This is a genomic window from Mesorhizobium sp. M7A.F.Ca.US.014.04.1.1, assembly GCF_003998745.1.
Lineage (GTDB): Bacteria > Pseudomonadota > Alphaproteobacteria > Rhizobiales > Rhizobiaceae > Mesorhizobium > Mesorhizobium ciceri.
This window is the reverse complement of record NZ_RZRW01000165.1, coordinates 1-10,592: the sequence shown is the minus strand read 5'-3', so window position 1 is coordinate 10,592 and position 10,592 is coordinate 1. Positions and strand designations below refer to the sequence as shown.

At 62.4% G+C, this 10,592-nt stretch carries 9 protein-coding genes and 1 pseudogene; 3 read left to right on the top strand and 7 right to left on the bottom strand.

Features of this window, described 5'->3' with window-relative positions:
- The 3 genes and pseudogenes from EOA22_RS13610 to EOA22_RS13600 form a co-directional block, all read left to right on the top strand.
- Positions 1–287: pseudogene (locus tag EOA22_RS13610) on the top strand (ABC transporter permease); the annotation flags it as partial.
- Positions 287–1,207: an ABC transporter permease gene (locus EOA22_RS13605; protein WP_024503273.1), complete on the top strand. Its 921-nt coding sequence runs from the start codon at positions 287–289 to the stop codon at positions 1,205–1,207. The pseudogene EOA22_RS13610 and the gene EOA22_RS13605, both read left to right, overlap by 1 nt.
- Before the next feature lie 49 nt (positions 1,208–1,256).
- Positions 1,257–2,324, top strand: coding sequence for a BMP family ABC transporter substrate-binding protein (locus EOA22_RS13600; RefSeq protein WP_013531647.1), 1,068 nt, complete (start codon positions 1,257–1,259; stop codon positions 2,322–2,324).
- A 47-nt stretch (positions 2,325–2,371) separates the two neighbouring features.
- On the opposite strand, the gene EOA22_RS13595 is transcribed toward EOA22_RS13600, so the two are convergent.
- From EOA22_RS13595 to EOA22_RS13565, 7 genes are all read right to left on the bottom strand, one after another.
- Positions 2,372–3,478 carry an acyltransferase gene (locus EOA22_RS13595; RefSeq protein WP_127390021.1) on the bottom strand — a complete coding sequence of 369 codons (1,107 nt, stop codon included), beginning with the start codon at positions 3,476–3,478 and terminating at the stop codon, positions 2,372–2,374.
- A 108-nt stretch (positions 3,479–3,586) separates the two neighbouring features.
- Positions 3,587–4,900: a 30S ribosomal protein S12 methylthiotransferase RimO gene (gene rimO, locus EOA22_RS13590; RefSeq protein ID WP_013531645.1), complete on the bottom strand. Its 1,314-nt coding sequence runs from the start codon at positions 4,898–4,900 to the stop codon at positions 3,587–3,589.
- A gap of 136 nt (positions 4,901–5,036) precedes the next feature.
- Positions 5,037–5,699: a TerC family protein gene (locus EOA22_RS13585; protein WP_013531644.1), complete on the bottom strand. Its 663-nt coding sequence runs from the start codon at positions 5,697–5,699 to the stop codon at positions 5,037–5,039.
- 181 nt (positions 5,700–5,880) lie between these two features.
- Complete coding sequence (locus tag EOA22_RS13580; RefSeq protein WP_032808257.1) at positions 5,881–6,288, bottom strand: DUF930 domain-containing protein; 408 nt, start codon at positions 6,286–6,288, stop codon at positions 5,881–5,883.
- Positions 6,289–6,344: 56 nt separating this feature from the next.
- Positions 6,345–7,043: a DUF2161 domain-containing phosphodiesterase gene (locus tag EOA22_RS13575; protein ID WP_063168008.1), complete on the bottom strand. Its 699-nt coding sequence runs from the start codon at positions 7,041–7,043 to the stop codon at positions 6,345–6,347.
- A 102-nt stretch (positions 7,044–7,145) separates the two neighbouring features.
- Positions 7,146–7,943 (bottom strand): sterol desaturase family protein, encoded by a 798-nt coding sequence (locus tag EOA22_RS13570; RefSeq protein WP_063168009.1) that lies wholly within the window; start codon positions 7,941–7,943, stop codon positions 7,146–7,148.
- A gap of 177 nt (positions 7,944–8,120) precedes the next feature.
- A partial coding sequence (locus EOA22_RS13565) for an autotransporter domain-containing protein (protein ID WP_127390020.1) occupies positions 8,121–10,592 on the bottom strand: 2,472 nt, incomplete at its 5' end.

Genomic DNA, 10,592 nt, shown 5'->3' with positions numbered 1-10,592 from the left:
ACGGCTTCACCGCCATCATCGTGGCGTTCCTCGGCCGTCTCAACCCGCTTGGCATCGTTGCCGCCGGACTGGTGCTGGCACTGACCTATCTCGGCGGCGAAGCAGTGCAGAGCGCGCTCGGCATCTCCGACAAGGTGGCGCGGGTGTTCCAGGGCATGCTTTTGTTCTTCGTGCTCGGCTGCGACACGCTCATCCACTACCGCATACGTCTGGTCGGCCTGGCGCTGACCAAACCGGAAGGCGTGGCCAAACTCGAAGCCGCACCGAAGCTGAAGGAAGCCCGTTGATGGACATCACCGTAAACATCCTTCTGACCATCGCCACCGCGGCAACGCCGCTGCTGATCGCGGCAATCGGTGAGCTGGTGGTCGAGCGCTCCGGCGTACTCAATCTCGGCGTCGAAGGCATGATGATCATGGGCGCCGTCGGCGGCTTCGGCGCAACCTATCTCACCGGATCACCCTGGATCGGCCTTTTGGCGGCCATTGCCATGGGCGCGGTGTTCTCGCTGCTGTTTGCCGTCATGACGCTGTCGCTGGCCACCAATCAGGTGGCGACCGGCCTGTCGCTGACGCTGCTCGGCCTTGGCCTGTCCGGCATGATGGGCACCAGCTTCGTCGGCCAGCCCGGCGAAAGGCTGCCCAACCTCGACATTCCCGGCCTGACGGAAATCCCTGTGGTCGGCAGGCTGCTGTTTGGCCAGGATCCGATCTTCTACATCTCGATCGCACTGACCGCCGCCGTCATGTGGTTCCTGTTCAAGACCCGCACCGGGCTGACGCTGCGTTCGATCGGCGACAGCCACACCTCGGCGCATGCGCTTGGCATCAAGGTCATCCGCTACCGATACCTCGCGGTCATCTTCGGCGGCGCCTGTGCCGGTCTCGCCGGCGGCCATCTCTCGCTGGTCTACACGCCGCAATGGGTGGAGAACATGAGCGCCGGCCGCGGCTGGATCGCGCTGGCGCTGGTGGTGTTCGCCTCCTGGCGGCCATGGCGGGTGCTGGCCGGCGCCTACATCTTCGGCGCGGTATGGATCGGCCAGCTTCATGCACAGGCTTTTGGCATTCCAGTGCCCTCACAGTTCCTTTCTTCGCTGCCCTATCTGGCAACCGTCGTGGTTCTCGTTCTAATCTCGCGCAACAAGCGTCTGACGATGATGAACACGCCGGCTTCCTTGGGGCAGCCATTCGTTCCGGATCGTTGACAACAAAAACAAACGGGAAGCTCCAAGGCTAACTCAGAGAGGTAACACGATGAAAAAACTGCTTATTGCCCTGATGACCACGACCGCCGCCATGTCGCTGGCAGCGACGGCCGAGGCCGCGGACAAGCTGAAGGCCTGCTGGGTCTACACCGGCCCGATCGGCGATTTCGGCTATTCCTACCAGCACGACCAGGGCCGTCTCGAAGTGGAGAAGGCGCTCGGCGACAAGGTCGAAACCGCCTATCTTGAAAACGTCTCGGAAGGCCCCGACGCCGACCGCGCTTTCGAGCGCCTGGCACGCGAAGGCTGCAAGATCATTTTCGGCACCTCCTTCGGCTTCATGGACCCAGAAGTGAAGGTCGCCAAGAAATTCCCGAAGGTGATGTTCGAGCACGCCACCGGCTACAAGACATCTGACAATCTCGGCATCTACAATGCGCGTTTCTATGAAGGCCGTTATGTGCTCGGCCAGATCGCCGCCAAGGAATCGAAGGCAGGCGTTGCCGGCTACATCGTTTCCTTCCCGATCCCCGAAGTGGTGATGGGCATCAACTCCTTCATGCTCGGCGCGCAGTCGATCAACCCGAACTTCAAGGCCAAGATCGTCTGGGTGAATTCCTGGTTCGATCCGGGCAAGGAAGCCGACGCCGCCAAGGCGCTGTTCGACCAGGGTGCCGACATTATTGTCCAGCACACCGATTCGACCGCTGCCCTGCAGGTGGCCGAGGAGCGCAAGCTGCACGGCTTCGGCCAGTCCTCCGACATGATCAAGTTCGCGCCGAACGCGCAGCTGACCTCGCTCACCGACGAATGGGGTCCCTATTACATCAGCCGGGTCCAGGCAGCCCTCGACGGCACCTGGAAGCCGGACAATGTCTGGCTTGGCATCAAGGACGGCGCGGTCAAGCTCGCCCCCTACACCAACATGCCCGACGACGTGAAGGCGATGGCGGAGGCCACCGAGAAGAAGATCGCCGGCGGCTGGAACCCCTTCACCGGGCCGATCGCCAAGCAAGACGGCACGCCGTGGCTGAAGGATGGCGAAGTCGCCGATGACGGCACGCTGCTCGGCATGAATTTTTATGTGAAGGGTGTCGACGACAAGCTGCCGCAGTAAGTAGCGCAAGAGATCGAAATGAGGAGGGCGCCGCGAGGCGCCCTTTTTCATTCGGCGGGCTGCGCTCCGGCTGAGACGCGACGAAATCGCGCCAGGCCAGCATCGACCGCGCGGCCGAGCCAAATCCTCAGCAGCCGCTGTGCGGGTCGTTCGCAGGCGCGCCAGATTGCCCACGAAACGAAAAGCATAAGTGCGCCGCAGCCAAAGGCGGCAAACCATTTGCCGATAAGGGGCGTTGCCGCATTGATGGCGAGATAGCCGATGTCCTGGTGCAGCAAATAGAGCGGATAGGTCAGCCCGCCCAGCGCCAGGGTGAGCCCCGATGCCCTGATACGGCCGCGCAGCAGCACCGCACCGATCAAGGCCGCGTGCATGACGACGTTGGCGATGACCAGATTGGCCGACGAAACGGCAATGCCGTAGTGGCCAAGCATCCAGTGCTGCGTCACCGACAGCGTGCCGCAGGAGATCAGGAACGCGGCGGCAAGCAGCAGCATTGCAGGCAGTGAACGGCCATGCGCATGCAGGTGGTGGACCAGCACGCCGGCGGCGAAGAACGGTCCAAACTCGGTGATGAACAGCAGCCTGGCGGCGCCGCTGCCGATGAAGAACTCGTTCAAGGCCGAGATCGCCAGCCAGATCAAGATCAGCTCCAGCTTGCGTTTCTGAAACAGCCCGGTGAGCAGCGCCAGCGTCACCCAGCCGTAGAACACCAGCTCAAGAACGATCGACCAGTAGACGCCGTCCATGAAGGGCTGGCCGAACGCCGGCGCGAACATCGACAGATTGGCGGCATACTGAACGAAAGAGGCCGAAAGCAGCGGCGACCCGGCAAGGAAGACAATCGCGAAGGTGATCGTCATGCAGAGCAGGAAGCCCGGATAGAGGCGAACGAACCGCGCGACCGCAAACTGGTCCCAACTGCGGTTTTCCGCCGACCAGGCAATGACGAAACCGCTGATCAGGAAGAACAGATTGACGCCGAGATAGCCGTAGAGGGCGAACGGTGCCGCAAGCGGATAACCCTCAGCCAGAATGCCCTCGGCAGCCGCGCCGCGAAAGAAATAGTGGAAGAACACGACAGCCATCGCCGCGACCAGCCTGAGCAGGTCCAGCGTCGCAATGTAATTTTGTTCCGCAGGTCTGGTGTTCATCCGCATTTCCCGCATCTACGGTCGGCAAACCATAGAGCGGATCGCGGCTGAGCGGGTTAAGAGGCCTAGATTATCGCCAGATGTAGTAAATTTACGCGGAACGAGGCGTCAGACCGCCGAACCATAGAGGTCATAGGCGTCGGCACGGTCGATCTTGACGGTGACGATATCGCCTTGGCGCAGCGGACGACGCGACTGGATGTGCACCGAGCCATCGATCTCGGGCGCGTCGTATTTGGTGCGGCCCTTTGCCGATGTGCCATGCGCCTCGTCGATCAGCACCGGGAGGCGCTTGCCGACTTTTCTGGCCAGCTGTGTCGCCGAAATCTTCTGCTGACGCTGCATGAAGCGGTGCCAGCGCGCCTCCTTGATTTCCTGCGGGACCTGTTCGAGACCGAGATCGTTGGAGCGGGCGCCGCGGACCGGCTCGTATTTGAAGCAGCCGGCGCGGTCGATCTTGGCTTCATCGAGCCAGTCGAGCAGCATCTCGAAATCGTCATCCGTCTCGCCGGGGAAGCCGACGATGAAGGTCGAGCGGATGGCCAGATCCGGACAGACCTCGCGCCAGCCGCGAATGCGCTCGAGCGTCTTTTCGCCATGCGCGGGCCGGCGCATGTTTTTCAGCACCTGCGGCGAGGCATGCTGGAACGGGATATCCAGGTAAGGGAGGATCTTGCCCTCCGCCATCAGCGGGATGACGTCGGCGACATGCGGGTAGGGGTAGACATAGTGCATGCGCACCCAGATGCCGAGCTTGCCCAGTTCCTCCGAAAGATCGAGGAATTTTGCGCGCACTTCACGGTCGCCGAACATCGACGTCTGGTATTTGATGTCGATGCCGTAGGCGCTGGTGTCCTGCGAGATGACCAGAAGTTCCTTGACGCCAGCCTTGGCCAGTTTCTCAGCCTCACGCAGCACATCGGCCGCCGGCCGCGAGACGAGGTCGCCACGCAGTGCGGGAATGATGCAGAAGGTGCAGCGGTTGTTGCAGCCTTCGGAAATCTTGAGATAGGCGTAGTGACGCGGCGTCAGCTTGACACCCTGCGGCGGCAGGAGATCGATATAGGGATCGTGCGACGGCGGTGCGGCCTCATGCACCGCGGCCATCACGCTCTCATAGGCCTGCGGCCCGGTGATCGCCAGCACATTGGGGTGCTTTTCGCGAATGACGTCCGGCTCGGCGCCCAGGCAACCGGTGACGATCACTCGGCCGTTTTCCGAAAGCGCGGAACCGATGGCGTTGAGCGACTCGTCGCGGGCGGAATCGAGAAAACCGCAGGTGTTGACGACGACGAGGTCGGCGCCGTCATGCTTGCGCGCGATTTCGTAACCTTCGGCGCGCAGGCGCGTGATGATGCGCTCCGAATCCACGAGGGCCTTCGGGCATCCAAGACTGACAAAACTCACGCGGGGAGCGGACATAGAGGGTTTCCGGGCTTTTCAGGATTGCCGGCGCAGTACCACACTTATTGCGGCATTGGTATGGGCAGGCCCGCGATGCGGCAAAACGCACGGCGGTCTTGCTTCGACGGAGTGAAGACGCGGATGTCCGCCAGCTTCAGCCGACCACGTTGTTCACATGTGGCCAGACCTCCACCGCGCCGCGATAGACCATGTCCAGCGCGACATAGAGTATGATCAGCAGGCCGACATAGGCGATCCAGCGGTGGCGATGCAGCAGCTTGGCAATGAAGGTCGCAGCCAGCCCCATGAGCGCGATCGACAGCACAAGGCCGATGACCAGCACCGGAAAATGATCACGCGCCGCTCCAGCCACCGCCAGCACGTTGTCGAGCGACATCGACACATCGGCGACGACAATCTGCAAGGCAGCCTGGCCAAGGGTCTTGCGCTTCGACTTGCCGGCGACTGCTTGGTCACTGTTGAGGTCCGAATTCGACAGCGCCTCGGTCGCTTCCAGCTCATCGGCATGTGACGTGCGCAGCTCGCGGTACATTTTCCAGCAGACCCACAGCAGCAGGATGCCGCCGGCCAGCAGCAGGCCGACGATCGCCAGCAGCTTGACGGTAATTGCGGCAAAACCGATGCGCAGCACCGTTGCCGCAATCACGCCGATGAGGATCGCCTTCTTGCGTTGGTCAGCCGGCAGGCCGGCAGCGGCAAGGCCGATGACGATCGCATTGTCGCCGGCCAGCACGAGGTCGATGGCGATGACCTGGAGCAGGGCGGTCAGGCTGGCAGCGCTGAAAAAAATGTCCATCGACCGGAAGCCCTTGCTGATTTTGCCGAGTGTTCGTCGATTACCCAGAGGCCCTAACTTGGTGGTCCCTTGGCGTCAAGGGATCACGCGTGGCGCCATCACCGAAGCATCGCTACGTCAAGCCAGATCCAATGCTCGCGGCACTCGCCGACAGCCAGGCAAAACCATGGCCGATCGCCAATCAATCGTAGAGATTATACTTTGCCCAGTCGGCTTCCGGAATCTCGTCGCCGATCCGGTAGCGGAGTTGCAAGACTTCCATATGGTCCGGCCCGGTCTGGCACTTGAATTTCAGCCTGTACCACTGCCCCTTGCTGCGAAACGCAGCACCCGGGCTCTTGATTGCATCGGCGCCCATCTCGGGCGTGGCAAAGGCGTAGGCGACGACGCGATCGGCTTTGAACTTGCGATCGTCATGGGTGATGCGGTCGAGCACTTCGGCGTCGCAACGCTGTTCAAGGCGAGTTTGGGGATCGAGTTTCATCAGTCCGGCGCGCAATGCATTGTCCATTGCGCTGGCTGGAAAACTCAGTGTCACTGACGCCAAGGCGGTCATGCAGAGCTTCTTCATGGGCGGGACAAGCAACATATTTTGTCGGAGAAATCAACCGAGCGGACCGCCTCGGACGCTGCGGGAATCTTCAATCATATGGCTGCTGCGTTCAAAATTGCGTGTCGGGATTCGTCGTGCGATGCCTGCGGCCAACGGATCAAAGAGGCACGGCCGGCATCGGTAAGATCGTAGAGGCCGCGGTCGACGCGCGCGAACCAGCCATAGACATTGTGCTGCAGGATCTTGGGCGCGATCGGCGTCACCGCCTTCAGATCTCGCGGCCGCCTGGGGCCATCCACCATGGCGGCAGCGCAGGCGAGGGCGCTTTGGCGATAGGCGGTCATGATCGGATTGCGCGATCCTCCTCCGGCAACGGGATCGCCGCGACGGCGCTGGTGCTCATCGACCAGGCGGGAGCGCCGGCGGGCATTTTTGCGCGGCGCCAGCGCGATCGGGCTGAGAAGCACCTCGACCCGGTCCGTCGCGGTCACGCCAAGCAAGCCGAAGCCAAGCCGGCGGCAGAGATTGCGGAACCTGGCATCGCTTTCGCGTCCCTTGCCGCGAGCCGACATGCGCGCGGCCAGCCACACCTCGTCACAGGCCGCCGCACGATCGACACCTTGCAGCACCAGTTCGAGATTGAACTGCAGCTTCAACTCGCAGATGACGACAACCGGCGGCTCCCCCTCGCGCAACGCAACAACATCGCAGCCGTCGATCTCGCCTTTGACGACAAAGTCGAGGCTTTCGAGGAACCGCTTCACCGGCGCATAGAGTGAGGTCTCGTTCATGGCGCAAGGTTTAGCCGATTCGAGGCGAAAAGCCTTCCGGTGGTTCGGCGTCCTGCGGCTCGAAAGGGGACCGGTGTGGATACCGCAACGCCGGGCCAGCCGTCAGGCTTCGGCGTTCGGCACCGCCCGGTTCGGCAGCTTCCTGCGGCGCAGGAGCGGATAGCCGATCTGGCCGAAATAGGTGGAAGGGATCGGATCGTCGACGCCGTACTTGTCCGGCACCTTGTCACCGGTGGGATTGTAGGTGCCGAACAGCACGTCGAGGAAAGGCAACTGCCCGGCGAAGTTCTTGTCATAGGCTTCGCGCTGGTTGGCATGGTGCCAGCGATGGAACTGCGGGCTGGCGATCAGCCACTTCAAGGGGCCGAACGGAATCCGCACGTTTGAATGCACAAGCAGCGTATGTCCAAGGTAGAGAGTCGAAAAGACGGCGATCGACGCTTCCGAGAAGCCGAGGAAAAAGATCGGCGTCAGCGATATTGCCTTTGTGACGATGGCGTCGACGGGATGATTGTGGAAGGCCCCGAGCCAGTCGAGTTCCTCAATGCCGTGGTGAACGGCATGGAACTTCCAAAGCGCCGGGATTTTGTGAAAGGCCCGATGTGTCCAGTAGACGCCGACATCGGTGATCACGATGATTTCGGCAACCTGCAGCCAGACGGGCTGGCCGCTGACGGCATGCGTTATCGCTTGCGGGACCAGGAGTGCAGCGGCACCGAGCGCGCCTGCCGCCATCATGACGATGGCCAGCTTTATGATGAAGCCGTTGAACAGCAGATAAATCAGATCGACAGCGAAGCCCTTGCGAAAGATCTTCTGCGGCCGCTCGGCAAACAGATGTTCGAACGGAATGAAGATCAGGGCGCAGATCAGAAGTGCCTTGATGCCAAAGATATCCATCGATTCGCCTCAGCGCGCAGTCCGCGCCTCTGAGAGGAACCACATCTCCCTTTCCAAAGGCTAAAGGCTCTACCTTTTGCGCAAGTGGCGGCGGCAAACGCGGATTGTGAATGGAACGCGGGTGGACGAGGAGACGCGAATGCGGGCTCGTCCTGCGGCGTGTGGCCCATCCCCCAACTAGAACCTGACCGCGAGATTGGCTTTCACGCTCTGGTCTGCGGCGCGACTGCCGAATTGTCCCCCATAGGTGAGGCCGAGCGTGGCATTGTGTGCGATGGCGATGTCGAACCCGACATCGAGTATCAGCCCGTCCTTGGCGATCGGCACGCCCGCGACGGTGAATGATGCGCCGCCGGCGAATGCGAAGCGCGACAGCGGTACGGTCTCGCCGAAGGCATGGCGCCAGCCGAGCGTGCCGCGAACCGTCGCCGCCATCTCGCCGACGGTGAACTCGCCTGAGGCATGTAGGCCGAGCGTGGTGAAGATCGCATCGGTGATTGCCGAAGCGCTTGTCAGCGTCGCCGCGCCGCCTGTCTCGGTGAAGCCGTCAGTCCGGAGGTTCACATAGGCGAGATTGGCGAAGGGCTCAAAGCCTAAATTTCCAGCATGGATACCATAGCCCAGTTCGCCGAACACCTGCGCCGTTCCGGCGCGATAATCTGCCTTGAGGCTGTCATTGAAACCGGGGAAAGTGACGGAGCGGCTCGTCGCGATGTCGTGCCAAGTATAGGATGTACCGGTGCGCAAGCCGAGCGTGCCGCCCCCAACATCCCAAGTGGTGCCGCCATAGAGGCCGAGATGATAGTTGTCGCTCGAGCCCGACGAGGCGCGGTCTTTCACATCGAGGTTGGTGCGGCTGTATCCCGCCATGATACCCAATCGCCAGGTGTCGAAAATGGCGGCGTCACCGCCGGCCAGGAAACCGCCAGTCGAGCGGTCAACGCGGGCAGCATTGCCGTCGCTGCCAGTATGGCCCCATGAACCAAAGCCCTGACTCCAGAGGGCGAAGCGATCGGTGTCCGACGCCACTGCAGCGGTCGTATTGGGATCGAGCGAGACATAGGCGCCCGCAGCACCGCCATAGGTCTGATCGGCGTAGGCCATGACCGGAGCGGCCGATGCACCGACGATACCGAAAGCGGCCCGGATGCGGTTCGTCGCCGCGTCGCGCAGAAGACGGCTATCTTCGATGAGGGAAGTCTGCGCCGAGGGATACACCTCGCCCGAGAGCTGGTCGAAGGCATCACGTGCCTGCACGTCGGTCGCGAGGTTGAGGATGACGTTGTACAGGGATCCGGATGTCGGCAGGCTCTCGAGCCCCCCAGCGGTTGCGATCTGATTGCGGGTCAAGGCTGCGTCGGTGAAGTTGCGGTATTTCAGGATGTCGAGATAGGCGTTGTTGGTGTCATAGGTATCGACAAGCCTGAGGAAGGCGGTGTTGAGAACTCCAGTCAAGGCAGCGAACTGCCCGGTCAGCCCGGCATCGGCGGTCAACACCGTATAGCGGGTGCCCGGCACCGCAATGCCGCCCGCGGCGTTCACGGTCAGCGTCGCGCCAGTGATCGTCGCGGTGCCGGAGGTGCTGAACCTGTCGGCCTGGCCGGCCGTGTTGATATCGATCGCCATGATGCTGCCAGTCGCGAAAGCGGCATTGCCGCCGGTTTGCCGGATCACATCGCCGGCGCCAGCGTCGGCCATTGTCAAGGTGCCTTGATTGGTGAACTGAAACAGATTGGTCCATTGCGTCGTCTCCGCGACGCCGGCGGAGTTTCCACCGACGGCGGTCCCGTCGTTGACCAGCCTGCTGGCGCCACCGCCGAAATCACTGGTTCCACCGGCGCCGTTCCAGTTCCCGTCGTTGGCGAACAGTGTCGCGCCGCCGGCAAACTGCGCTGTACCGACGATCGAACCGGCGTTTGTGAGCGCCATCGTCGCGGCATTGGTCTCGATCGCCGCATCGCTGGACAGTCCGGAAAGACTACGGATCGCGCCCGACGAGGCGACGTTGATGGCGCCCGTCCCACCAGTCAAAGTCAGGCCACGCGTCGCGCCCGTCACCGTGCCGGCGACTTGCACATCCACTACGCCGTTGCCCGTCGCGACGATGCCCTCGGCCGACGTTCCGGTCACCGCGCCATTGGCGATCACCGTGATCGCGCCCGTGCCAAGATTGGTTGCCTGGATACCTGTCGTACCCGAGACATTGCCATTCGTCGTCACATTGATCGTGCCAGCGCCCACCGGATTGTCCTGGAGCGCGAAGATCGCCGTAGCCGCAGTTGCGTTCACAGCACCCGTTATCACCGCGACATTGCCGGCCGAGCTTTCAGCGTCGATACCTCGACCAGTCGTCGCGGTGATCGGACCAACCGCCTTCACGGTCACCGAACCTGTACCGACAGTCCCTGCGACAATCCCGCTGCTCGCGTCGATCGCGCCGTTCGCCGTGACATCGACGTTGCCGCTTCCCGAGGAAAGGCCAGCGAAGATACCGGGGCCGCCCGCCTTCACATCGCCGTTCGCCACGATCGTCACATTGGCCGTCGCCGACAGCGTCTCAACGTCGATGCCGATCCTGCCGGCAGCCAGCGCCGTCACCGCGCCCGTCGTGACGCCGATGTTGCCGCCCGTCGCCGTGTCCCGCCCCAC

Coding starts and splice junctions, on each gene's coding strand:
- EOA22_RS13570 (WP_063168009.1), bottom strand. CDS start 7,943: ATGGATATCTTTGGCATCAAGGCACTTCTGATCTGCGCCCTGATCTTC.
- EOA22_RS13575 (WP_063168008.1), bottom strand. CDS start 7,043: ATGAACGAGACCTCACTCTATGCGCCGGTGAAGCGGTTCCTCGAAAGC.
- EOA22_RS13585 (WP_013531644.1), bottom strand. CDS start 5,699: ATGGACATTTTTTTCAGCGCTGCCAGCCTGACCGCCCTGCTCCAGGTC.
- EOA22_RS13605 (WP_024503273.1), top strand. CDS start 287: ATGGACATCACCGTAAACATCCTTCTGACCATCGCCACCGCGGCAACG.
- EOA22_RS13580 (WP_032808257.1), bottom strand. CDS start 6,288: ATGTTGCTTGTCCCGCCCATGAAGAAGCTCTGCATGACCGCCTTGGCG.
- rimO (WP_013531645.1), bottom strand. CDS start 4,900: ATGTCCGCTCCCCGCGTGAGTTTTGTCAGTCTTGGATGCCCGAAGGCC.
- EOA22_RS13595 (WP_127390021.1), bottom strand. CDS start 3,478: ATGAACACCAGACCTGCGGAACAAAATTACATTGCGACGCTGGACCTG.
- EOA22_RS13600 (WP_013531647.1), top strand. CDS start 1,257: ATGAAAAAACTGCTTATTGCCCTGATGACCACGACCGCCGCCATGTCG.